Annotated in this window: 31 protein-coding genes; 1 reads left to right on the plus strand and 30 read right to left on the minus strand. The window is 57.0% G+C overall.

What is annotated here, in order from left to right; translation table 11 throughout:
- Nucleotides 1-46: 46 nt before the first annotated feature.
- Nucleotides 47-1,414 carry an MFS transporter gene (locus tag AC2LD7_RS18380; protein WP_484599154.1) on the minus strand — a complete coding sequence of 456 codons (1,368 nt, stop codon included), beginning with the start codon at nucleotides 1,412-1,414 and terminating at the stop codon, nucleotides 47-49.
- Nucleotides 1,415-1,544: 130 nt separating this feature from the next.
- Between AC2LD7_RS18380 and uvrA the strand changes: the two genes are divergently transcribed.
- A complete protein-coding gene (gene uvrA / locus AC2LD7_RS18385) occupies nucleotides 1,545-4,382 on the plus strand; it encodes an excinuclease ABC subunit UvrA (RefSeq protein WP_484599155.1) in 2,838 nt (945 codons plus the stop codon).
- A gap of 175 nt (nucleotides 4,383-4,557) precedes the next feature.
- Here uvrA and AC2LD7_RS18390 read toward each other — a convergent pair whose 3' ends face one another.
- The 29 genes from AC2LD7_RS18390 to rpsJ form a co-directional block, all read right to left on the minus strand.
- Nucleotides 4,558-6,018, minus strand: a complete 1,461-nt coding sequence (locus AC2LD7_RS18390) for a catalase (RefSeq protein WP_484599156.1) — start codon at nucleotides 6,016-6,018, stop codon at nucleotides 4,558-4,560.
- Nucleotides 6,019-6,202: 184 nt separating this feature from the next.
- Nucleotides 6,203-6,589, minus strand: a complete 387-nt coding sequence (gene rplQ, locus AC2LD7_RS18395) for a 50S ribosomal protein L17 (protein WP_014854204.1) — start codon at nucleotides 6,587-6,589, stop codon at nucleotides 6,203-6,205.
- A 45-nt stretch (nucleotides 6,590-6,634) separates the two neighbouring features.
- The gene (locus tag AC2LD7_RS18400; protein WP_003289187.1) at nucleotides 6,635-7,636 is read right to left on the minus strand and encodes a DNA-directed RNA polymerase subunit alpha; all 1,002 of its coding nucleotides are present in this window, start codon (nucleotides 7,634-7,636) and stop codon (nucleotides 6,635-6,637) included.
- 22 nt (nucleotides 7,637-7,658) lie between these two features.
- Nucleotides 7,659-8,279: a 30S ribosomal protein S4 gene (gene rpsD / locus AC2LD7_RS18405; protein ID WP_484599157.1), complete on the minus strand. Its 621-nt coding sequence runs from the start codon at nucleotides 8,277-8,279 to the stop codon at nucleotides 7,659-7,661.
- Nucleotides 8,280-8,296: 17 nt separating this feature from the next.
- Nucleotides 8,297-8,686, minus strand: coding sequence for a 30S ribosomal protein S11 (gene rpsK, locus AC2LD7_RS18410; protein WP_014854207.1), 390 nt, complete (start codon nucleotides 8,684-8,686; stop codon nucleotides 8,297-8,299).
- Between the two features lie 30 nt (nucleotides 8,687-8,716).
- A complete protein-coding gene (rpsM, locus tag AC2LD7_RS18415; protein ID WP_484599158.1) occupies nucleotides 8,717-9,073 on the minus strand; it encodes a 30S ribosomal protein S13 in 357 nt (118 codons plus the stop codon).
- A gap of 132 nt (nucleotides 9,074-9,205) precedes the next feature.
- Nucleotides 9,206-9,322, minus strand: a complete 117-nt coding sequence (gene rpmJ, locus AC2LD7_RS18420) for a 50S ribosomal protein L36 (protein WP_014854209.1) — start codon at nucleotides 9,320-9,322, stop codon at nucleotides 9,206-9,208.
- Nucleotides 9,323-9,351: 29 nt separating this feature from the next.
- The gene (gene secY / locus AC2LD7_RS18425) at nucleotides 9,352-10,680 is read right to left on the minus strand and encodes a preprotein translocase subunit SecY (RefSeq protein ID WP_484599159.1); all 1,329 of its coding nucleotides are present in this window, start codon (nucleotides 10,678-10,680) and stop codon (nucleotides 9,352-9,354) included.
- Complete coding sequence (gene rplO / locus AC2LD7_RS18430; protein ID WP_484599160.1) at nucleotides 10,681-11,115, minus strand: 50S ribosomal protein L15; 435 nt, start codon at nucleotides 11,113-11,115, stop codon at nucleotides 10,681-10,683. It lies immediately after the preceding gene.
- A 3-nt stretch (nucleotides 11,116-11,118) separates the two neighbouring features.
- Complete coding sequence (gene rpmD, locus AC2LD7_RS18435) at nucleotides 11,119-11,298, minus strand: 50S ribosomal protein L30 (RefSeq protein WP_003281818.1); 180 nt, start codon at nucleotides 11,296-11,298, stop codon at nucleotides 11,119-11,121.
- 2 nt (nucleotides 11,299-11,300) lie between these two features.
- Nucleotides 11,301-11,801: a 30S ribosomal protein S5 gene (rpsE, locus tag AC2LD7_RS18440; protein WP_019339966.1), complete on the minus strand. Its 501-nt coding sequence runs from the start codon at nucleotides 11,799-11,801 to the stop codon at nucleotides 11,301-11,303.
- Between the two features lie 3 nt (nucleotides 11,802-11,804).
- Complete coding sequence (rplR, locus tag AC2LD7_RS18445; RefSeq protein WP_025240351.1) at nucleotides 11,805-12,155, minus strand: 50S ribosomal protein L18; 351 nt, start codon at nucleotides 12,153-12,155, stop codon at nucleotides 11,805-11,807.
- A gap of 10 nt (nucleotides 12,156-12,165) precedes the next feature.
- Nucleotides 12,166-12,699: a 50S ribosomal protein L6 gene (gene rplF, locus AC2LD7_RS18450; RefSeq protein WP_025240350.1), complete on the minus strand. Its 534-nt coding sequence runs from the start codon at nucleotides 12,697-12,699 to the stop codon at nucleotides 12,166-12,168.
- Between the two features lie 12 nt (nucleotides 12,700-12,711).
- Nucleotides 12,712-13,104: a 30S ribosomal protein S8 gene (rpsH, locus tag AC2LD7_RS18455; RefSeq protein ID WP_003281824.1), complete on the minus strand. Its 393-nt coding sequence runs from the start codon at nucleotides 13,102-13,104 to the stop codon at nucleotides 12,712-12,714.
- 187 nt (nucleotides 13,105-13,291) lie between these two features.
- Nucleotides 13,292-13,597, minus strand: coding sequence for a 30S ribosomal protein S14 (gene rpsN / locus AC2LD7_RS18460; protein ID WP_484599161.1), 306 nt, complete (start codon nucleotides 13,595-13,597; stop codon nucleotides 13,292-13,294).
- A gap of 12 nt (nucleotides 13,598-13,609) precedes the next feature.
- On the minus strand, nucleotides 13,610-14,149 hold the full coding sequence (rplE, locus tag AC2LD7_RS18465; protein ID WP_019339970.1) for a 50S ribosomal protein L5: 540 nt from the start codon (nucleotides 14,147-14,149) through the stop codon (nucleotides 13,610-13,612).
- Between the two features lie 19 nt (nucleotides 14,150-14,168).
- On the minus strand, nucleotides 14,169-14,483 hold the full coding sequence (gene rplX, locus AC2LD7_RS18470; protein ID WP_484599162.1) for a 50S ribosomal protein L24: 315 nt from the start codon (nucleotides 14,481-14,483) through the stop codon (nucleotides 14,169-14,171).
- 11 nt (nucleotides 14,484-14,494) lie between these two features.
- A complete protein-coding gene (gene rplN / locus AC2LD7_RS18475; RefSeq protein ID WP_003289207.1) occupies nucleotides 14,495-14,863 on the minus strand; it encodes a 50S ribosomal protein L14 in 369 nt (122 codons plus the stop codon).
- A 23-nt stretch (nucleotides 14,864-14,886) separates the two neighbouring features.
- Complete coding sequence (rpsQ, locus tag AC2LD7_RS18480; protein ID WP_484599163.1) at nucleotides 14,887-15,153, minus strand: 30S ribosomal protein S17; 267 nt, start codon at nucleotides 15,151-15,153, stop codon at nucleotides 14,887-14,889.
- A 2-nt stretch (nucleotides 15,154-15,155) separates the two neighbouring features.
- Entirely contained in the window at nucleotides 15,156-15,347 is a 192-nt protein-coding gene (gene rpmC / locus AC2LD7_RS18485; RefSeq protein ID WP_003289209.1) for a 50S ribosomal protein L29, read from the minus strand.
- Nucleotides 15,347-15,760 (minus strand): 50S ribosomal protein L16, encoded by a 414-nt coding sequence (gene rplP / locus AC2LD7_RS18490; RefSeq protein WP_021209374.1) that lies wholly within the window; start codon nucleotides 15,758-15,760, stop codon nucleotides 15,347-15,349. Before rplP ends, rpmC begins: the two co-directional genes overlap by 1 nt.
- 12 nt (nucleotides 15,761-15,772) lie before the next feature.
- Nucleotides 15,773-16,459, minus strand: a complete 687-nt coding sequence (rpsC, locus tag AC2LD7_RS18495) for a 30S ribosomal protein S3 (RefSeq protein WP_021209375.1) — start codon at nucleotides 16,457-16,459, stop codon at nucleotides 15,773-15,775.
- Between the two features lie 13 nt (nucleotides 16,460-16,472).
- Nucleotides 16,473-16,805, minus strand: a complete 333-nt coding sequence (rplV, locus tag AC2LD7_RS18500) for a 50S ribosomal protein L22 (protein ID WP_007924194.1) — start codon at nucleotides 16,803-16,805, stop codon at nucleotides 16,473-16,475.
- Between the two features lie 13 nt (nucleotides 16,806-16,818).
- Nucleotides 16,819-17,094: a 30S ribosomal protein S19 gene (gene rpsS, locus AC2LD7_RS18505; RefSeq protein ID WP_021209376.1), complete on the minus strand. Its 276-nt coding sequence runs from the start codon at nucleotides 17,092-17,094 to the stop codon at nucleotides 16,819-16,821.
- A gap of 16 nt (nucleotides 17,095-17,110) precedes the next feature.
- Nucleotides 17,111-17,932: a 50S ribosomal protein L2 gene (gene rplB, locus AC2LD7_RS18510; protein WP_484599164.1), complete on the minus strand. Its 822-nt coding sequence runs from the start codon at nucleotides 17,930-17,932 to the stop codon at nucleotides 17,111-17,113.
- Nucleotides 17,933-17,946: 14 nt separating this feature from the next.
- Nucleotides 17,947-18,246 (minus strand): 50S ribosomal protein L23, encoded by a 300-nt coding sequence (gene rplW / locus AC2LD7_RS18515; protein ID WP_021209378.1) that lies wholly within the window; start codon nucleotides 18,244-18,246, stop codon nucleotides 17,947-17,949.
- Complete coding sequence (rplD, locus tag AC2LD7_RS18520; RefSeq protein WP_255982612.1) at nucleotides 18,243-18,845, minus strand: 50S ribosomal protein L4; 603 nt, start codon at nucleotides 18,843-18,845, stop codon at nucleotides 18,243-18,245. The genes rplW and rplD overlap by 4 nt, the downstream gene beginning before the upstream one ends.
- Nucleotides 18,846-18,857: 12 nt before the next feature.
- Nucleotides 18,858-19,493, minus strand: a complete 636-nt coding sequence (rplC, locus tag AC2LD7_RS18525; protein WP_255982614.1) for a 50S ribosomal protein L3 — start codon at nucleotides 19,491-19,493, stop codon at nucleotides 18,858-18,860.
- An 81-nt stretch (nucleotides 19,494-19,574) separates the two neighbouring features.
- A complete protein-coding gene (rpsJ, locus tag AC2LD7_RS18530; protein ID WP_003186070.1) occupies nucleotides 19,575-19,886 on the minus strand; it encodes a 30S ribosomal protein S10 in 312 nt (103 codons plus the stop codon).
- Between the last annotated feature and the right edge of the window lie 203 nt (nucleotides 19,887-20,089).

Consider the following 20,089-nt stretch of genomic DNA (forward strand, 5'->3'; position numbering starts at 1 on the left):
GTGGACAGCTCTATGATGGCCGATGCTCACAATGGATCAGGCTAAATCAGGCAACCAGACGGTCAAGCGCAGCCCGATCCAGCGCCTGCATGTCGACCTTGACGTAGGCAGCCCCTTCCTCGGCAATCACCACGGCATCCGACACGCCTGGAACCGTCAGCATTTGCTCGGCGAGAGCAGGATTAAGCGCGGCACCAGCCGACAATGGCAAGCGCAGACCGGTCACATAAGGTGGTTCGCGCATGCTCCAGACAACCATCAACCACAGCACGCAAAGCCCCGCACAACCGGCGAAGACCAGCCCTAGACCACCCTGCTGGTAGAACCAACCACCGAGAATGCCGCCGATGCCAGCACCCAGAAACTGACTGGTGGAATACACGCCCATCGCCGTGCCCTTGCCGCCAGCTGGCGCGACCTTACTGATTAACGAGGGCAATGATGCCTCTAGCAGGTTGAACGCGATAAAGAACACGATCATGCCGGCGACCAGCGACCAGAGACGATGACCGAACCACCAGAAGAACACCTCGGCCAACAGCAGTACGCTAACGGCTCCCAACACGACACGCTTCATCTGACGCTTCTTCTCGCCGTAAATGATGAAGGGCACCATGCCGAAGAAACCAACTACCAGTGCCGTCAGATAGACCCACCAGTGTTCATCCTTGGGTAACGCCGCTTCCTCCACCAGTGCCAACGGCAGTGCAACGAAACTGGCCATGAGGATTGCGTGCAAGGCGAGGATGCTGAAATCCAGCCGCAACAGATCTGGATGACGCAGCGTGGCACCGAGCGCCTGCTTGGCGACACCTGATTCCCGATGGCGCAAATGCTGGTGAGCACGCGGCAATGTGGCGACAACCAGCGCGCCCATCAGCGCCATGCCGGCAGTCGTCCAGAATAATCCGGACAGACCGAAAGAACGGGTCAGCAGAGGGCCGACGACCATTGCCACCGCGAACGAAATGCCGATGCTCATGCCGATCATCGCCATCGCCTTGGTGCGATGCTGCTCGCGTGTGAGATCCGACAGCAGCGCCATAACCGCGGCCGAGATTGCCCCAGCACCCTGCAGGACGCGGCCTGCAATCACGCCCCAGATAGAATCGGCCGTCGCCGCCAATACCGCCCCCGCTGCGAAGATCAGCAAGCCGAAATAGATCACCGGTAGGCGGCCGATTCGATCAGAGAGCATGCCGAACGGAATTTGCAGCACCGCCTGGGTCAAACCATAAGCACCGATAGCGAGACCAATCAGCGCCGGCGTTGCACCCTGCAGGTCCATGCCATAGGTTGCCAGCACTGGCAGCACCATGAACATGCCGAGCATGCGAAACGCGAAAACCAGGGCCAGCCCTGATGCTGCACGGGTTTCGCTGGCGCTCATGCGCTCGCTGTAGGGATCCTGCATGTGGGGTCTCGCTTGAATGAACCGGCGGCGATTCTAGCAGCCATCCCCTGCTTGGCACAGGCGCGCGCTTTTGCCGCGATGCCGCCCCAGCCGTATACTTCCGGGTTTTCGCCCGCCACGCGAGGCTGCTTTGGACAAGATTCTGATTCGTGGGGCTCGCACCCACAACCTGAAGAACATCGACCTGACTCTGCCGCGCGACAAGCTGATCGTGATTACGGGGCTGTCCGGTTCCGGCAAGTCCTCCCTGGCGTTCGATACGCTTTATGCCGAAGGGCAGCGCCGCTATGTCGAGTCGCTTTCGGCATACGCCCGGCAATTCCTCTCAATGATGGAAAAGCCCGACGTCGATACCATCGAAGGGCTGTCCCCTGCGATCTCCATCGAGCAGAAGTCCACCTCGCATAATCCGCGGTCGACGGTCGGCACCATCACCGAGATCTACGATTACTTGAGGCTGCTCTATGCACGTGTAGGCACTCCGCGCTGCCCTGACCACGACGCCCCGCTGGAGGCTCAGACCGTCAGCCAGATGGTCGACCAGGTGCTGGCGTTGCCGGAAGGCCGCAAGCTGATGTTGCTGGCTCCGGTGATTCGTGAGCGCAAGGGCGAGCACCTGGCTGTATTCGATGAGCTGCGAGCGCAGGGCTTTGTCCGCGCGCGGGTGAACGGCAGGCTGTATGAACTGGACGAGTTGCCGAAGCTGGACAAGCAGAAGAAGCATTCCATCGACGTGGTGGTGGATCGCTTTAAAGTGCGTAGTGACCTGCAACAGCGTCTTGCCGAGTCCTTCGAAACCGCGCTGAAGCTGGCCGATGGCATCGCCCTGGTCGCCTCGATGGAAGAGGAAGACGACAGCGAGGAAATAATCTTCTCCGCACGCTTCGCCTGCCCGATCTGCGGGCACTCGATCAGCGAACTCGAACCCAAGCTGTTCTCGTTCAACAACCCAGCGGGGGCCTGCCCGACCTGCGACGGCCTCGGGGTCAAACAGTTCTTCGACGCCAAGCGCCTGGTCAATGGCGAGCTAACCCTGGCCGAAGGCGCAATTCGCGGCTGGGATCGGCGCAACGTCTATTATTTCCAGATGCTCGACTCACTCGCCTCGCACTATGGTTTCAGTCTGGACGAGCCATTCGACTCCCTGCCGGCGGAGCAGCAGAAAGTGGTCCTGCGTGGCAGTGGAAAGGAGAACGTGGACTTCCGCTACTTGAACGATCGTGGCGATATCGTCAAACGTTCACATCCCTTCGAGGGCATCATCCCCAACCTTGAGCGCCGTTACCGCGAAACGGAGTCCAACTCGGTGCGTGAAGAGCTGGCCAAGTACCTCAGCACCCAGCCTTGTCCAGAATGCCGAGGCACCCGCCTGCGCCGCGAAGCCCGCCATGTCTGGGTAGGCGACAAGACTTTGCCCGCGGTAACCGGACTGCCGATTGGCGATGCTACCGAATACTTTGGCGGACTCTCTCTGTCGGGTCGTCGCGGCGAAATTGCCGACAAGATTCTCAAGGAAATCTGCGAGCGCCTGCAATTCCTGGTCAACGTCGGTCTCGATTACCTAACTCTGGACCGCAGCGCCGATACCTTGTCCGGTGGCGAGGCTCAGCGTATTCGCCTGGCCAGCCAGATTGGTGCAGGCCTGGTCGGGGTGATGTATATCCTCGACGAACCCTCAATCGGCCTGCATCAGCGCGATAACGAACGCCTGCTCGGCACGCTGCGCCACCTGCGCGACATCGGCAATACAGTGATTGTCGTCGAGCACGACGAAGACGCCATACGGCTCGCCGACTATGTCGTGGACATTGGCCCTGGTGCCGGAATACACGGTGGCCAAATCGTCGCCGAAGGAACGCCGGATGAGGTAATGGCCAACCCCGCCTCGTTGACTGGCGGTTATCTTTCTGGTCGCGTGAAAATCAATTATCCCGCCAAGCGCACCCCGCGCGACGCCAGCAAGCTGTTGAAGCTCAAGGGCGCGCGCGGCAACAACCTGCGTAACGTCGACCTGGAGATACCCGTAGGGTTGCTTACCTGTATCACCGGCGTATCCGGCTCGGGCAAATCGACGCTGATTAACAACACATTGTTCCCGATTACGGCCACAGCGTTGAATGGCGCCACCACGCTCGAGGTCGCACCTCATGATTCTTTCGACGGCCTGCAGCATTTGGACAAGGTCGTGGACATCGATCAGAGCCCGATCGGCCGTACACCGCGATCCAACCCCGCCACCTATACCGGCTTGTTCACGCCCATACGGGAACTGTTTGCGGGCGTCCCGGAAGCGCGATCAAGAGGATACGGGCCCGGCCGCTTCTCGTTCAACGTCAAGGGCGGCCGCTGCGAGGCGTGCCAGGGTGATGGCGTGATCAAGGTGGAGATGCATTTTCTGCCGGACATCTATGTGCCCTGCGATGTGTGCAAGGGCAAGCGTTACAACCGCGAAACCCTCGAGGTGAAGTACAAGGGCAAAAGCATCACCGAAGTGCTCGGCATGACCATTGAGGAGGCACGGGAATTTTTCGACCCGGTGCCGGCGGTGGCGCGCAAACTTCAGACGCTGATGGACGTGGGGCTGTCCTATATCAAACTGGGGCAGAGCGCGACCACGCTATCCGGCGGCGAGGCGCAACGGGTCAAGCTGTCACGCGAACTATCCAAACGGGATACCGGCAAGACCCTGTATATCCTCGACGAGCCCACCACGGGACTGCACTTCGCCGATATCCAGCAGCTTCTGGACGTGCTGCATCGGCTGCGCGATCACGGTAATACGGTAGTGGTCATCGAGCACAACCTGGACGTAATCAAGACCGCGGATTGGCTGGTCGACCTGGGCCCGGAAGGCGGCTCGAAGGGAGGCCAGATCATCGCCACGGGCACGCCCGAGGATGTCGCCGACATGCCGCAATCGCACACCGGCCATTTCCTTAAGCCGTTGCTGGAGCGAGATAAGGTTTAGGATCTGCAGCCGCTTCGTTGCACACCGCGACGAAGCAGTTATAGACCTGATACGGACGCAAGAGTCGCTGGACAGGTATCGCCAGATAAACTTCCTTGGTCGTCTCCAACCAACCATTTTTAAATTAAGAAGCCCGTAGCGGATGCTTCGGGCTTCTTTCACTACGGCGTGCCGGTTAAGCCAGCGCTTCCTCGACCGGAAGGTCCAAAGCCTGTGCGATACCGGCACCGTAAGCCGGATCAGCCAAGTAACAATGCCTGATATGGCGCAGCTTGATATGGCGCGCCGCATCACCCATGGCCCGCGCCGTGTTATCGAATAGACGCTGTTGCTCGTCCGCCTTCATCAGCCGGAACAGATCACCCGGTTGAGTGAAGTAATCCGCGTCGTCCAATCGGTAATCGTAACGGGCGCCGGCACCTTCGAGCGCCAGCGGCGGCTCGCTGAAGTCAGGCTGCTCCCGCCATTCGCCGTATGTATTCGGCTCGTAGTGCAAGCGACCACCGTGGTTGCCATCGACGCGCATCGCACCATCGCGATGATAGCTATGAGCCGGGCAACGCGGCGCATTAACCGGAATCTGGTGATGGTTCACACCCAGCCTGTAGCGTTGCGCATCGCCATAGGAGAACAGACGCCCCTGCAGCATGCGGTCCGGCGAGAAACTGATACCCGGCACGACATTCGCAGGCGTGAATGCCGCCTGCTCGACATCCTGAAAATAGTTATCGGCATTGCGATTCAGCTCGTAGTAACCCACTTCGATCAGAGGATAGTCCTTCTTCGACCAAACCTTGGTCAGATCGAACGGATGGAAGCGATAGCTCGCGGCCTCGGTTTCGGGCATTACCTGCACATACATGGTCCAACGAGGGAAATCGCCACACTCGATAGCCTCGAACAGGTCGCGCTGAGAGCTTTCCCGATCACCAGCAACGATGGCTGCCGCCTCGGCGTCGGTCAGGTTCTTAATGCCCTGCTGCGTCTTGAAATGGAATTTGACCCAGTAGCGCTGATTGTCAGCGCTGATGAAGCTATAGGTGTGCGAGCCGAAACCGTGCATGTGTCGGTAGGAGGCTGGAATGCCCCGGTCACCCATCACATAGGTAATTTGATGCAGCGCTTCGGGCAGGCCGGTCCAGAAATCCCAGTTGTTGTTGGCGCTGCGCATGTTGGTACGCGGGTCGCGTTTGACGGCATGGTTAAGATCGGGGAATTTCAGCGGATCGCGGAAGAAGAACACGGGCGTGTTGTTGCCGACCATGTCCCAATTGCCCTGCTCGGTGTAGAACTTCAAGGCATAGCCACGGATATCACGCTCAGCATCGGCCGCACCGCGTTCACCAGCCACGGTAGAAAACCGGGCGAACATCGGGGTTCTCTTGCCAACGTCGGAAAAGATCGCCGCTTTGGTGTAGCGGGTAATGTCATGAGTGACAACGAACTCACCAAAGGCACCGGAGCCTTTGGCGTGCATACGCCGCTCAGGGATAACCTCACGATCAAAATGTGCAAGCTTCTCAAGAAACCACACGTCCTGTAGCAACATCGGGCCGCGCGGGCCGGCGGTCATGGAATTCTGATTTTCGGCTACCGGCGCACCAGCGACGGTGGTGAGTTTGGGCAGATCGGTCATGATTACTACTCCGTGGCAATTCGAGAACTATCCAGTGTCAGTCACGTCACCGGCTGGTTGAGTGCCATCATATGAATCCCAACCGATGCGCTCTAATGATCAAGGTCAACGCAGCCGATAGCCAAAATCTTCAGGCGAAAAAAAACCGAGCCTGAAGGCTCGGTTTTTCTTTTCTCAGGCCAGCTTATTCAGCTGCTTCGACTTCACCGGTAACCGGACGGTCAACCAGCTCGACGTAGGCCATGGGAGCGTTGTCCCCGGCACGGAAGCCGCACTTGAGAATGCGCAGGTAACCGCCCTGACGGGTGGCATAACGCGGACCCAGATCGCTGAACAACTTACCGACAATAGCCTTCGAACGAGTACGGTCGAAAGCCAGACGACGATTGGCAACACTGTCTTCCTTGGCCAGAGTGATCAGCGGTTCCGCAACGCGGCGCAATTCTTTAGCTTTGGGCAGAGTAGTCTTGATCAGTTCGTGCTCGAACAGCGACACCGCCATGTTCTGAAACATAGCCTTGCGATGTGCGCTTGTGCGGCTGAGATGACGGCCACTTTTACGATGACGCATGATTGAAATTCCTTACCAAACGATCAGTTCGGTGACTAGGGGCGATCAGGCCGTAGCCTTATCGTCCTTCTTGAGACTTGCCGGCGGCCAATTGTCGAGGCGCATACCGAGGGACAGACCGCGGGAAGCCAGAACGTCTTTGATTTCGGTCAGAGACTTCTTCCCCAGATTCGGCGTTTTCAACAGTTCTACTTCGGTACGCTGAATCAGGTCACCAATGTAGTAGATGTTTTCTGCCTTGAGGCAGTTTGCCGAACGCACGGTCAATTCCAAGTCATCAACTGGACGCAACAGGATCGGATCGATCTCGTCTTCCTGCTCGACCACGACCGGCTCGCTGTCACCCTTGAGGTCGACGAATGCGGCCAACTGCTGCTGCAGAATGGTCGCGGCACGACGGATCGCCTCTTCAGGATCCAGGGTTCCGTTGGTTTCCAGGTCAATGACCAGCTTGTCCAAGTTGGTACGCTGCTCAACACGAGCATTTTCGACAACATACGCTACGCGACGAACCGGGCTGAAGGTTGCGTCGAGCTGAAGACGGCCAATGCTGCGGCTTTCATCTTCATCGCTCTGACGTGCATCAGCCGGCTCGTAGCCACGGCCGCGAGCGACCTTGAGCTTCATGTTGATCGAGCCATTAGCCGCCAGATTGGCGATCAAATGATCGCCATTGACGATTTCGACATCGTGATCCAGCTGGATATCGGCAGCAGTAACAGCGCCCGCGCCCTTCTTCACCAGGCTCAAGGTCACTTCATCACGGCCGTGCAGCTTGATAGCGATACCTTTGAGGTTGAGCAGGATTTCGATTACATCTTCCTGCACGCCCTCGATTGCGCTGTACTCGTGGAGCACACCGTCGATCTCAGCCTCGACCACAGCGCAGCCTGGCATGGAGGACAACAGAATGCGACGCAGCGCGTTGCCCAGGGTATGGCCGAAACCACGCTCGAGAGGCTCGAGTGTGATCTTGGCACGGGTCGGACTAACCACCTGCACATCGATATGGCGGGGGGTCAGGAACTCATTTACCGAACTCTGCATGGATACACCTATTTTCTAGCCCTTACTTGGAGTAGAGCTCGACAATCAGGTTTTCGTTGATGTCGGCGGACAGATCACTGCGAGCCGGAACATTCTTGAAAACACCGGATTTCTTGTCGGTATCTACTTCGACCCATTCAACGCGACCGCGCTGTACGCACAGTTCCAGGGCTTGGGCGATACGCAACTGATTACGGCACTTCTCACGAACGGCAACCACGTCACCAGCTTTTACTTGGTAAGACGGAACGTTCACGGTCTTGCCGTTTACGCTGATCGCCTTATGCGAAACTAGCTGGCGCGACTCGGCGCGAGTGGAGCCGAAGCCCATGCGGTATACGACATTGTCGAGACGGCATTCGAGCAGCTGCAGCAGGTTCTCACCGGTAGCGCCCTTACGGCTGGCCGCTTCCTTGTAGTAACCGCTGAACTGGCGTTCAAGCACGCCGTAGATACGACGAACTTTTTGCTTCTCACGCAGCTGCGTGCCGTAGTCGGACAAACGACCACGACGCTGACCATGAACACCCGGAGGGGTTTCGATGTTGCACTTCGATTCGAGCGCGCGCGCACCACTCTTCAGAAAGAGATCGGTGCCTTCACGACGAGACAGTTTGCACTTGGGACCAATATAACGAGCCATTTCTCACTGTCTCCTGATTACACGCGGCGCTTCTTCGGCGGACGGCACCCGTTGTGCGGGATCGGCGTCACGTCGGTGATGCTGGCGATTTTATAACCACAGCCATTCAATGCACGAACGGCAGATTCACGACCCGGACCAGGACCCTTGACGTTTACGTCGAGGTTCTTAAGGCCGTATTCCAGTGCCGCTTGACCAGCGCGTTCAGCGGCCACCTGGGCAGCGAACGGGGTGCTCTTACGCGAGCCACGGAAACCGGAACCACCGGAGGTTGCCCAGGACAATGCGTTACCCTGGCGATCGGTGATAGTGATGATGGTGTTGTTAAAAGATGCATGGATGTGGGCGATGCCATCAACCACCGTCTTTTTGACTTTCTTGCGAGGACGAGCAGCAGGTTTTGCCATGATTAGATTCCTGTCGATGCGCTAATGCGATTACTTGCGGATCGGCTTACGCGGACCCTTACGGGTGCGAGCGTTGGTCTTGGTACGCTGACCGCGGACCGGCAGACCACGACGATGACGCAGGCCGCGATAGCAACCCAGGTCCATCAAGCGCTTGATCTTCATGTTGACTTCGCGACGCAGGTCACCTTCAACGATGAACTTGCCTACTTCGCCACGAAGCAGTTCTACCTGCTCGTCAGTGAGATCCTTGATTTTTGCCGCCGGATTGACGCCGGTAGCTGCACAGATGCTCTGTGCACGAGTGCGACCAACACCATAGATGTAGGTCAGCGAGATAACAGTGTGCTTGTTATCCGGAATGTTTACGCCTGCAATACGGGCCATTCAGTGAAACTCCAATTGACAGCTACCCAACGCCCCGGAAGCCAAGAAAAGGGCGCGAGATACTAACGCTGTAATAACAAATAATCAACCCGGCAGCGCACTAGCTGCCGGGCTCGAGCCTTAAGCTCACAATCAGCCTTGGCGCTGCTTGTGACGCGGTTCTGCGCTGCAGATCACCCGAACGACGCCTTCGCGACGGACGATTTTGCAGTTGCGGCACAGTTTTTTGACCGATGCACGAACTTTCATGACCAACTCCTAGAACCTTACGGACTGTCTTAGCGGAGCATTCCGCTGCCATAGCCCTTCAGGTTGGCTTTTTTCATCAGGGAATCGTACTGGTGAGACATGAGGTGCGATTGAACTTGGGACATGAAGTCCATTACAACCACAACCACGATCAGCAACGATGTCCCGCCAAGGTAGAACGGTACGTTTGCTGCCACTACAAGGAACTGAGGTAGCAGACATACGGCCGTCATGTACAGGGCACCGAACATGGTCAAGCGAGTCAGTACGCCATCAATATAGCGTGCCGACTGCTCACCAGGCCGAATCCCCGGGATAAACGCACCGGACTTCTTCAGATTCTCCGCAACGTCTTTAGGATTGAACATCAATGCCGTGTAGAAGAAGCAGAAAAAGATGATACCGGCGCTGAACAGCAATATATTCAGCGGCTGTCCAGGAGCGATCGACTGAGATACATCAGCCAACCAACCCATGTTTTCCGACTGACCAAACCACTGTCCCAGCGACGCGGGGAACAACAGAATGCTGCTGGCGAAGATCGCCGGAATGACACCAGCCATGTTCACTTTCAGTGGCAAGTGGCTTGTTTGCGCAGCAAAAACCTTACGACCTTGCTGACGCTTGGCGTAGTGCACAGCGATACGCCGCTGACCACGCTCAATGAACACCACGAAACCGATGATGGCAACGGCCAGAAGCCCGACAGCCAGCAGCGCGATGATATTGACATCACCTTGCCGCGCAGACTCGAACGACTGCCCTAAAGCACCAGGCAGACCAGCGACGATACCAGCAAAAATCAGCATCGAGATACCGTTACCAACACCCCGCTCAGTGATCTGTTCACCCAGCCACATCATGAACATCGCACCAGCCACGAAGGTGGTGATAGCCACAAAGTAGAAGCCGAAGTCATTACTGAAAGCGACACCCTGACCAGCCAGACCTACCGACATACCGATAGCCTGCACGATAGCCAGCACCAGCGTACCGTAACGCGTGTACTGGCTTATCTTGCGACGGCCCGCCTCGCCTTCTTTCTTCAACTGTTCCAACTGAGGACTGACAGCGGTCATGAGCTGCATGATGATCGACGCCGAAATGTACGGCATGATCCCCAAGGCAAAAATACTCATGCGCTCCAGCGCACCACCGGAAAACATGTTGAACAAGCTAAGGATGGTCCCTTCGTTCTGACGGAACAGCTCGGCCAACCTGTCGGGATTGATTCCCGGCACCGGGATGTGCGCGCCGACTCGATAGACGATGATCGCCATCAGCAGAAAACGCAGACGAGCCCAGAGTTCAGAAAGCCCGCCATTACTCAGCGCGGAGAGAGCACCTTGCTTAGCCATTTATTCCTCGAACTTGCCGCCAGCTGCTTCGATAGCCGCACGCGCACCTTTGGTGACGGCGATGCCCTTCAGAGTTACCGCACGACCAACCTCGCCGGACAGCATGATCTTCACACGCTGTACATTCTGGTTGATGACGTTGGCATCTTTGAGGCTCTGCACAGTTACGACATCGCCCTGCACCTTGGCCAGCTCGGATGTGCGCACTTCAGCACGATCCATGGCCTTCAGGGAGACGAAGCCGAACTTCGGCAGACGGCGATGCAAAGGCTGTTGGCCGCCTTCGAAACCGGGAGCGATCTTACCGCCGGAGCGGGAAGTCTGACCCTTGTGACCACGACCACCAGTCTTGCCGAGGCCGCTGCCAATACCACGGCCCGGACGCAGCTTTTCGCGACGGGCACCTGGCGCAGAACGCAGATCGTTCAGTTGCATGGCTTAGCCCTCCACTCGGAGCATGTAATAAGCCTTGTTGATCATGCCGCGATTTTCAGGGGTGTCCTGAACTTCGACGGTATGACCGATGCGACGCAGGCCAAGGCCCTTGACGCAAAGCTTGTGATTGGGGATACGACCGCTGACGCTTTTGATCAGCGTGACCTTGACGGTGTTAGCCATGATCAGGAAATCTCCTCAACGCTCTTGCCACGCTTTGCTGCGATCGACTCAGGCGACTGCATGGCCTTCAAACCTTTGAAGGTGGCATGAACCACGTTCACCGGATTGGTAGAGCCGTAGCACTTGGCCAGGACGTTCTGCACACCAGCAACTTCCAGAATGGCACGCATCGCACCACCGGCGATGACACCGGTACCTTCCGAAGCAGGCTGCATGTAGACCTTGGATGCGCCATGCGCAGCTTTGGTGGCGTACTGCAGCGTCGTGCCATTCAGATCAACTTGGATCATGTTGCGGCGAGCCGCCTCCATGGCCTTCTGAATGGCAGCTGGCACTTCGCGGGACTTGCCACGGCCGAAACCTACACGGCCCTTACCATCACCCACCACGGTCAACGCAGTGAAAGTGAAGATACGACCACCTTTTACAGTCTTGGCGACGCGGTTAACTTGAACCAGCTTCTCAATGTAGCCTTCGTCGCGCTTTTGCTCGTTATATGCCATAACTTAGAACTCCAGCCCGCCTTCACGAGCAGCATCAGCCAGTGCCTTGACACGACCGTGGTACTTGAAGCCAGAACGGTCGAACGCCACCTGGGTGACACCTGCGGCCTTAGCACGCTCAGCGACCAGCTGACCAACTTTCTTGGCAGCGTCGACGTTGCCAGTGGCCCCGTCGCGCAGTTCTTTGTCGAGAGTCGAGGCACTGGCCAGGACCTTGCCGCCGTCGGCCGAAAGGACCTGGGCGTAGATGTGCTGGGAAGAGCGGTACACACAAAGGCGTACGGTTTCCAGCTCGCGCATCTTCAGGCGTGCCTTGCGAGCGCGACGCAGACGAGTAACTTTCTTTACGCTCATTTGCTATGCCCTACTTCTTCTTAGCTTCTTTACGACGGACCACTTCGTCCGAGTAACGCACGCCTTTGCCCTTGTAAGGCTCAGGGCGACGGAAGTCACGGATTTCAGCAGCCACCTGACCGACCAGTTGCTTATCGACACCCTTGATCAGAATATCGGTCTGGCTGGGGGTCTCAGCGGTAACGCCTTGCGGCAGTTCATATTCCACCGGGTGCGAGAAGCCGAGAGCCAGGGACAGCACTTGACCTTTGGCTTGCGCCTTGTAACCAACACCAACCAGCTGGAGCTTGCGCTCGAAGCCCTGGCTGACGCCGATCACCATGTTGTTAACCAGCGCACGGGTGGTACCGGCCATGGCACGGTTCTGCTGATCGCCATTACGCGCAGCAAAACGGAGCTCACCGGCCTCGTGGATCACTTCCACAGACGAGTGCACGTTCAGTTCGAGAGTACCCTTGGCACCCTTCACCGAAAGCTGCTGGCCGGCCATGTTGAATTCAACACCAGCGGGCAGCTTGACGGGGTTCTTAGCAACGCGAGACATGCTTATCCCCCCTTAGAACACTGTGCAGAGCACTTCGCCGCCAACGCCAGCAGCGCGAGCAGCCCGATCAGTCATCACACCTTTGTTGGTGGATACGATCGAAACACCCAGACCGCCGCGAACTTTCGGCAACTGATCAACGGATTTGTACTGGCGAAGGCCAGGACGGCTTACGCGCTTCAACTCTTCGATAACCGGACGGCCTTCGAAGTACTTGAGCTCGATGGACAGCTGCGGCTTGGCGTCGCTGCTGACGTTGTATCCTGCGATATAGCCTTCACCCTGAAGAACGTTGGCTACAGCCACCTTCAAAGTGGAAGACGGCATGCTTACGACGGACTTTTCGGCCATCTGGGCATTACGGATACGAGTTAGCATGTCCGCTAACGGGTCCTGCATACTCATGGGCGCTTGGCTCCTAATTCAAAAAAATAAGCCCGCTAGGGCTTGTGTCGCCAACAGAATGAGCGGACGCCTGGACGGCGTGGCTCGGGCGAGCCGGACATTCTAGAGACAGTTCAGAAACGAATCAAGCCCCATACGGGGCTTGATTCGACAACTGCAGTTCCGACAGTAACTGCCGGACCGCTTGTTACCAGCTGGCTTTCACCAAGCCCGGCACATCGCCACGCATTGCAGCCTGACGCAGCATGTTGCGTGCAAGACCGAACTTGCGATACACACCATGCGGACGCCCGGTCAGACGGCAACGGTTACGCAGGCGCGAAGCGCTGGCATCACGCGGCTGCTTTTGCAGCGCAACCTGAGCTTCCCAGCGCGCCTCAGCAGACGACTCGGGATTAGCGATGACAGCTTTCAGCGCAGCACGCTTCTGGGCGTACTTGGCAACCGTCTGCTGACGCTTCAGCTCGCGGTTCTTCATGCTTTGCTTAGCCATTTCCTACTCCAATTAGTTACGGAACGGGAAGTTGAAGGCACGCAGCAGCGCGCGACCCTCTTCATCCGTTCGAGCAGTAGTGGTCAGCGTGATGTCCAGACCACGCAGAGCATCGATCTTGTCGTAATCGATTTCCGGGAAAATGATCTGCTCTTTCACGCCCATGCTGTAGTTGCCGCGTCCGTCGAAGGACTTGGCATTCAGGCCACGGAAGTCGCGCACCCGAGGCAGGGAGATCGACAGCAGACGATCCAAGAATTCGTACATACGATCACTGCGCAGAGTTACCTTGACACCGATCGGCCAGCCTTCGCGGACTTTAAAGCCAGCGATGGATTTACGAGCGTGAGTCACGACGACCTTCTGGCCGGTGATCTTTTCCAGATCGGCAACTGCGTTATCGATGATTTTCTTGTCACCGATCGCTTCGCCGATACCCATGTTCAGGGTGATCTTGGTGATGCGCGGAACTTCCATCACGTTGCCAAGCTGAAGCTCTTCCTTCAGCTTGGGAGCGATTTGCTTCCGATAAACTTCTTTTAGTCGTGCCATGGTTATCTACCTAGCAGTCTCAAGCTTCAACCGGCTTTTGGGTCGACTTGAAGACACGAATTTTCTTGCCGTCTTCAGCTTTAAAACCAACGCGATCAGCTTTGTTGGTTTCGCCGTTGAAGATAGCGACGTTAGAGGCGTGCAGAGGCGCCTCTTTTTCGACGATACCGCCCTGAACGCCCGACATCGGGTTCGGCTTGGTATGGCGCTTGACCAGATTGATGCCACCAACAACCAGACGGTTGTCAGCGAGAACCCGGAGCACCTTACCGCGCTTGCCCTTGTCTTTGCCGGCGATGACGATGATCTCGTCGTTGCGACGAATCTTTTGCATGCGGCTTCTCCTTACAGCACTTCAGGCGCGAGCGAGACGATCTTCATGAACTTCTCAGAACGAAGTTCACGCGTCACGGGCCCGAAAATACGGGTACCAATAGGCTCCTGCTTGTTGTTCAACAGAACAGCAGCGTTGCCATCGAAGCGAATAATGGAGCCGTCTGGACGACGAACACCGTGACGGGTACGGACCACGACAGCGGTCATCACCTGGCCCTTCTTGACCTTGCCACGCGGGATCGCTTCCTTGACGGTAACCTTGATGATGTCGCCGATGCCGGCGTAACGGCGGTGCGAACCGCCGAGGACCTTGATACACATGACGCGACGAGCGCCACTGTTGTCCGCCACATCGAGCATTGATTGAGTCTGAATCATATAATTTCTCCGACCCCTAGCCCTTAGACTTCGACGGCACGTTCGACGACATCAACCAACATCCAGCACTTGGTCTTCGCCAGCGGACGAATCTCGCGGATAGTGACCTTATCGCCAATACGGCACTGGTTGGTTTCGTCGTGGGCGTGCAGTTTGGTCGAACGCTTCACGTATTTACCGTAGATCGGGTGCTTAACACGACGCTCGATCAGAACGGTGATGCTTTTGTCCATCTTGTCGCTGACGACGCGGCCAGTCAGCGTACGGACAGTTTTTTCAACTTCAGCCATGATCACTTACCTGCCTGCTGGTTGAGCACAGTCTTGACACGAGCGATGTCGCGCTTGACTTGCGAGAGCAGGTGAGACTGCCCCAACTGGCCAGTTGCTTTCTGCATACGCAGATTGAACTGGTCGCGCAGCAGCTCGAGCAGTTGCTCGTTCAGCTGCTGAGCGGATTTTTCACGAAGTTCATTCGCTTTCATCACATCACCGTCCGCTTAACAAAGGAGGTGGCGAGCGGCAGCTTTGCAGCAGCCAGGGCGAATGCCTCACGCGCCAGCTCTTCGGAAACACCCTCGATCTCGTAGAGCACCTTGCCCGGTTGAATCTGGGCCACCCAGTACTCGACGTTACCCTTACCTTTACCCATCCGGACTTCCAGAGGCTTCTTGGTGACAGGCTTGTCGGGGAATACGCGGATCCAGATTTTGCCGCCACGCTTTACGTGACGGGTCAACGCACGACGTGCGGACTCGATCTGGCGCGCAGTGAGACGACCACGAGCAACAGACTTCAGAGCGAACTCGCCGAAGCTGACTTTGCTACCGCGCTGAGCCAGGCCACGGTTGTGACCAGTCATCTGCTTGCGGAATTTTGTACGCTTTGGTTGCAACATTTGGCGTACTCCTTACTTGGCAGCTTTTTTACGAGGCGCAGGCGCTTGCGGCTTGAGCTCTTCATGGCGACCACCAATCACTTCGCCTTTGAAGATCCAGACCTTGACGCCGATCACACCGTAAGTGGTGTGTGCTTCGTAGGTGTTGTAGTCGATATCGGCACGCAGGGTGTGCAGCGGCACACGACCTTCCCGATACCATTCCGTACGGGCGATTTCAGCCCCACCCAGACGACCGCTCACCTGGATTTTGATGCCTTTGGCACCAATGCGGATCGCGTTCTGTACGGCGCGCTTCATGGCGCGACGGAACATCACGCGACGCTCCAGCTGCTGAGCGACGTTCTGTGCTACCAGCATTGCATCGAGTTCCGGCTTGCGGATTTCTTCGATGTTGATGTGCACAGGCACACCCATTTTCTTGGTCAGGTCCTGACGCAGCTTCTCAACATCCTCACCTTTCTTGCCGATCACGATGCCGGGACGAGCGGTATGGATGGTGATACGTGCTGTCTGAGCCGGACGATGGATATCGATACGGCTTACGGACGCGCTTTTTAATTTGTCTTGGAGGTACTCACGTACGTTCAGATCTGCAAGCAGATAATCGGCGTACGTACGACCGTCTGCATACCAGACGGAAGTGTGCTCCTTGACGATTCCCAGGCGAATGCCAGTGGGATGTACTTTCTGACCCATCTGATCGACTCCGTTACTTGTCCGCAACCTTGACAGTGATATGGCAAGACCGCTTGACGATGCGATCAGCGCGGCCTTTGGCACGCGGCATGATGCGCTTAAGCGAACGCCCTTCGTTGACGAAGACAGTGGAAACCTTCAGGTCGTCCACGTCAGCGCCTTCGTTGTGCTCGGCGTTGGCTACAGCCGACTCCAGCACTTTCTTCATGATCTCGGCGGCTTTCTTACTGCTGAAAGCCAGCAGGTTGAGCGCTTCGCCCACCCTCTTCCCGCGGATCTGGTCGGCGACCAGGCGGGCTTTCTGGGCGGAGATGCGAGCGCCCGACAACTTAGCGGCTACTTCCATCTTTCCTTACCCCTTAGCGCTTGCCTTTCTTGTCCGCTACGTGCCCGCGATAAGTGCGGGTACCAGCGAACTCGCCGAGTTTGTGACCGACCATGTCTTCGCTCACAAGAACGGGAACATGTTGACGGCCGTTATGCACAGCGATGGTCAGACCGACCATTTGCGGCAGGATCATCGAACGACGCGACCAGGTTTTAACCGGCTTGCGATCGTTCTTTTCCATCGCCACTTCGACCTTCTTCAATAGGTGAAGATCGATAAAAGGACCTTTTTTCAGAGAACGCGGCACTGTCGTATCCCTCTAGTTACTTGCGACGACGGACGATCATGTTATCGGTGCGCTTGTTAGAGCGAGTCTTCGCGCCCTTGGTCGGGAAGCCCCATGGCGACACCGGATGACGACCACCGGAGGTACGACCCTCACCACCACCGTGGGGGTGATCGACCGGGTTCATTGCCACACCGCGAACGGTCGGGCGAACACCACGCCAGCGCTTGGCACCAGCTTTACCCAGCGAACGCAGGCTATGCTCGGAGTTCGAGACTTCGCCCAGGGTCGCACGGCATTCAGCCAGAACCTTACGCATCTCGCCGGAGCGAAGACGCAGAGTCACGTAGGCACCTTCACGAGCGACCAGCTGAGCTGAAGCACCAGCGGAGCGAGCGATCTGAGCACCCTTGCCCGGCTTGAGCTCAACACCGTGAACGGTAGAACCCAGCGGAATGTTACGCAGCGGCAGACTGTTGCCAGCCCTGATTGGCGCATTAACGCCAGAGAGCAGCTGATCGCCAGCCGTTACGCCCTTAGGCGCAATGATGTAGCGACGCTCACCGTCCGCGTACTTCAGCAGCGCGATGTGCGCAGTACGGTTCGGGTCATATTCGACGCGTTCTACGACGGCAGGAATGCCATCCTTGTTGCGACGAAAATCGACCAGACGGTAATGCTGCTTGTGACCACCACCAATATGACGAGTGGTGATACGGCCGTTATTGTTACGACCGCCAGACTTCGACTTCTTCTCGAGCAGCGGAGCATAAGGAGCGCCTTTATGCAGCTCCTGATTGACCACCTTGACCACGAAACGGCGGCCCGCGGAAGTCGGTTTGCATTTAACGATTGCCATGATGCACCCCTTCCTTACTCAGCGTTGCCGGAGAAATCGAGATCCTGGCCCGGCTGAAGCGCGATATACGCTTTCTTCCAGTCGTTACGCTTGCCCAGACCGCGAGCGGTGCGCTTGGTCTTGCCCTGAACATTCAGGGTGCTGACTTTGGCGACCTTCACGTTGAACAGGCTTTCGACGGCCTTCTTGATTTCCAGCTTGGTTGCATCAGTAGCAACCTTGAAAACGAACTGGCTCTTGCTGTCGGCCAGCATGGTTGCCTTCTCGGAGACGTGCGGACCAAGCAGGACTTTGAATACGCGTTCCTGGTTCATCCCAGCAGCTCCTCGAATTTCTTCACAGCCGACACGGTGATCAACACCTTGTCATAGGCGATCAGGCTGACAGGATCTGAACCCTGCACATCGCGTACATCGACGTGCGGCAGGTTGCGAGCTGCCAGATAAAGATTCTGATCAACAGCATCGGAAACGATCAACACATCGTTCAGACCCATGTCAGTCAGCTTGTTAGCAAGCAGCTTGGTCTTGGGACTGTCGACAGCGAAGTCTTCCACAACAACCAGACGCTCGGAACGCACTAGCTCGGAGAGGATGGAGCGCAACGCTGCGCGATACATCTTCTTGTTGAGTTTCTGATCATGGTTCTGTGGACGAGCCGCGAAAGTCACACCACCGCCACGCCAGATTGGACCACGCGAAGTACCGGCACGCGCACGACCAGTACCCTTCTGTCGCCAGGGACGCTTGCCGCCACCGGACACATCGGAGCGAGTCTTCTGCTGCTTGCTACCCTGACGACCGCCAGCCATGTAGGCGACGACTGCCTGGTGCACCAGCGTTTCATTGAACTCACCACCAAAGGTTTGCTCGGAGACTTCGATGGCTTGTGCGCCATTAACATTCAATTGCATGTGAACTCCCCCTTACCCGCGAGCCTTGGCAGCCGGACGCACAACTACGTCACCACCAGTGGCGCCGGGCACTGCACCCTTGACCAACAGCAGATTACGCTCGGCATCGACGCGCACGATTTCCAGGGACTGCACGGTTACGCGCTCGGCGCCCATGTGCCCGGACATCTTCTTGCCCTTGAAAACACGGCCTGGCGTTTGGCATTGGCCAATCGAACCCGGGACGCGGTGGGATACGGAGTTACCGTGAGTGTTGTCTTGACCACGGAAATTCCAGCGCTTGATGGTACCGGCAAAGCCTTTACCCTTGGACTGACCGGTGACATCCACCATCTGCCCAGCCTGGAAAATTTCAGCGTTGATCTGGTCACCAGCCTGGAACTCCTCGCCATCAAGACGGAATTCCCAGACGCCACGACCAGCTGCTACGTTCGCCTTAGCGAAGTGACCGGCCTGGGCTTTGGTAACACGGGACGCGCGACGCTCACCGACAGTGACCTGCACGGCGCGATAGCCATCGCTTTCTTCATTCTTGAATTGAGTGACGCGATTCGGCTCGATCTCAATGACCGTGACCGGAATAGAGACACCATCTTCGGTGAAAACGCGGGTCATGCCGCATTTACGACCGACTACACCAATAGTCATGTTGTAACCTCTTGAGTGTACGGGGCTTTCACCCGCTATGGCCGCCCATTTCAGAGCGTTACACGACTAAAACTCTAGGTTTTAGCCGAGGCTGATCTGCACTTCCACGCCAGCCGCAAGATCAAGCTTCATCAGCGCATCGACCGTTTTATCAGTCGGCTGGACGATATCCAGCACACGCTTATGAGTACGGATCTCGTACTGGTCGCGCGCATCTTTGTTGACGTGCGGAGAAACCAGAACAGTGAACCGTTCTTTGCGGGTCGGCAGTGGAATCGGACCACGCACCTGAGCACCAGTACGTTTCGCGGTTTCCACGATTTCCTGGGTTGATTGATCGATCAGGCGATGGTCAAAAGCCTTCAACCGAATACGGATTTGTTGGTTTTGCATTTTGACCTCAGACTCGAATTAGCCATCCCTACCAAACGCAATACGCCTGGTAAAAGGAGGCGCAATTGTACGGATGCGTCCAGGGGGTGTCAATAAATGATCAACAATAGAAAAAGGGCCCCGAAGGGCCCCTTCCGACACCGAAAGTATTATTCGATGATCTTGGCAACCACGCCGGCACCAACGGTACGACCACCTTCGCG

The sequence above is a fragment of the Stutzerimonas sp. genome (assembly GCF_982611455.1).

Bases quoted from the DNA above. Each gene is read 5' to 3' on its own strand.
- AC2LD7_RS18400 (WP_003289187.1), bottom strand. From the start codon at position 7,636: ATGCAGAGTTCGGTAAATGAGTTCCTGACCCCCCGCCATATCGATGTG.
- rpmD (WP_003281818.1), bottom strand. From the start codon at position 11,298: ATGGCTAACACCGTCAAGGTCACGCTGATCAAAAGCGTCAGCGGTCGT.
- rplP (WP_021209374.1), bottom strand. From the start codon at position 15,760: ATGTTGCAACCAAAGCGTACAAAATTCCGCAAGCAGATGACTGGTCAC.
- rplN (WP_003289207.1), bottom strand. From the start codon at position 14,863: ATGATTCAGACTCAATCAATGCTCGATGTGGCGGACAACAGTGGCGCT.
- rplQ (WP_014854204.1), bottom strand. From the start codon at position 6,589: ATGCGTCATCGTAAAAGTGGCCGTCATCTCAGCCGCACAAGCGCACAT.
- rpsC (WP_021209375.1), bottom strand. From the start codon at position 16,459: ATGGGTCAGAAAGTACATCCCACTGGCATTCGCCTGGGAATCGTCAAG.
- rpmC (WP_003289209.1), bottom strand. From the start codon at position 15,347: ATGAAAGCGAATGAACTTCGTGAAAAATCCGCTCAGCAGCTGAACGAG.
- rplV (WP_007924194.1), bottom strand. From the start codon at position 16,805: ATGGAAGTAGCCGCTAAGTTGTCGGGCGCTCGCATCTCCGCCCAGAAA.
- rplO (WP_484599160.1), bottom strand. From the start codon at position 11,115: ATGCAACTGAACGATCTGCGTTCTGCGCCAGGTGCCCGTCGCGAAAAG.
- rpsE (WP_019339966.1), bottom strand. From the start codon at position 11,801: ATGGCATATAACGAGCAAAAGCGCGACGAAGGCTACATTGAGAAGCTG.
- AC2LD7_RS18390 (WP_484599156.1), bottom strand. From the start codon at position 6,018: ATGACCGATCTGCCCAAACTCACCACCGTCGCTGGTGCGCCGGTAGCC.
- rplC (WP_255982614.1), bottom strand. From the start codon at position 19,493: ATGACTATTGGTGTAGTCGGTCGTAAATGCGGCATGACCCGCGTTTTC.
- rpsM (WP_484599158.1), bottom strand. From the start codon at position 9,073: ATGGCCCGTATTGCAGGCGTAAACATTCCGGATAACAAGCACACTGTT.
- rpsK (WP_014854207.1), bottom strand. From the start codon at position 8,686: ATGGCAAAACCTGCTGCTCGTCCTCGCAAGAAAGTCAAAAAGACGGTG.
- rpsJ (WP_003186070.1), bottom strand. From the start codon at position 19,886: ATGCAAAACCAACAAATCCGTATTCGGTTGAAGGCTTTTGACCATCGC.
- rpsN (WP_484599161.1), bottom strand. From the start codon at position 13,597: ATGGCTAAGCAAAGCATGAAGAACCGCGAGCTGAAGCGTCAGCAGACG.
- rpsH (WP_003281824.1), bottom strand. From the start codon at position 13,104: ATGAGTATGCAGGACCCGTTAGCGGACATGCTAACTCGTATCCGTAAT.
- rpsD (WP_484599157.1), bottom strand. From the start codon at position 8,279: ATGGCTCGTTATATTGGTCCCAAGTGCAAACTGTCTCGTCGTGAAGGC.
- rplE (WP_019339970.1), bottom strand. From the start codon at position 14,149: ATGGCACGACTAAAAGAAGTTTATCGGAAGCAAATCGCTCCCAAGCTG.
- rplW (WP_021209378.1), bottom strand. From the start codon at position 18,246: ATGAACCAGGAACGCGTATTCAAAGTCCTGCTTGGTCCGCACGTCTCC.
- AC2LD7_RS18380 (WP_484599154.1), bottom strand. From the start codon at position 1,414: ATGCAGGATCCCTACAGCGAGCGCATGAGCGCCAGCGAAACCCGTGCA.
- rpsQ (WP_484599163.1), bottom strand. From the start codon at position 15,153: ATGGCTGAAGTTGAAAAAACTGTCCGTACGCTGACTGGCCGCGTCGTC.
- rplB (WP_484599164.1), bottom strand. From the start codon at position 17,932: ATGGCAATCGTTAAATGCAAACCGACTTCCGCGGGCCGCCGTTTCGTG.
- rplD (WP_255982612.1), bottom strand. From the start codon at position 18,845: ATGCAATTGAATGTTAATGGCGCACAAGCCATCGAAGTCTCCGAGCAA.
- rplF (WP_025240350.1), bottom strand. From the start codon at position 12,699: ATGTCTCGCGTTGCTAAGAACCCCGTCAAGCTGCCCGCTGGTGTTGAA.
- secY (WP_484599159.1), bottom strand. From the start codon at position 10,680: ATGGCTAAGCAAGGTGCTCTCTCCGCGCTGAGTAATGGCGGGCTTTCT.
- rpmJ (WP_014854209.1), bottom strand. From the start codon at position 9,322: ATGAAAGTTCGTGCATCGGTCAAAAAACTGTGCCGCAACTGCAAAATC.
- rplR (WP_025240351.1), bottom strand. From the start codon at position 12,155: ATGAGCGTAAAGAAAGTTACTCGTCTGCGTCGCGCTCGCAAGGCACGC.
- rplX (WP_484599162.1), bottom strand. From the start codon at position 14,483: ATGCAAAAGATTCGTCGCAACGACGAGATCATCGTCATCGCCGGCAAA.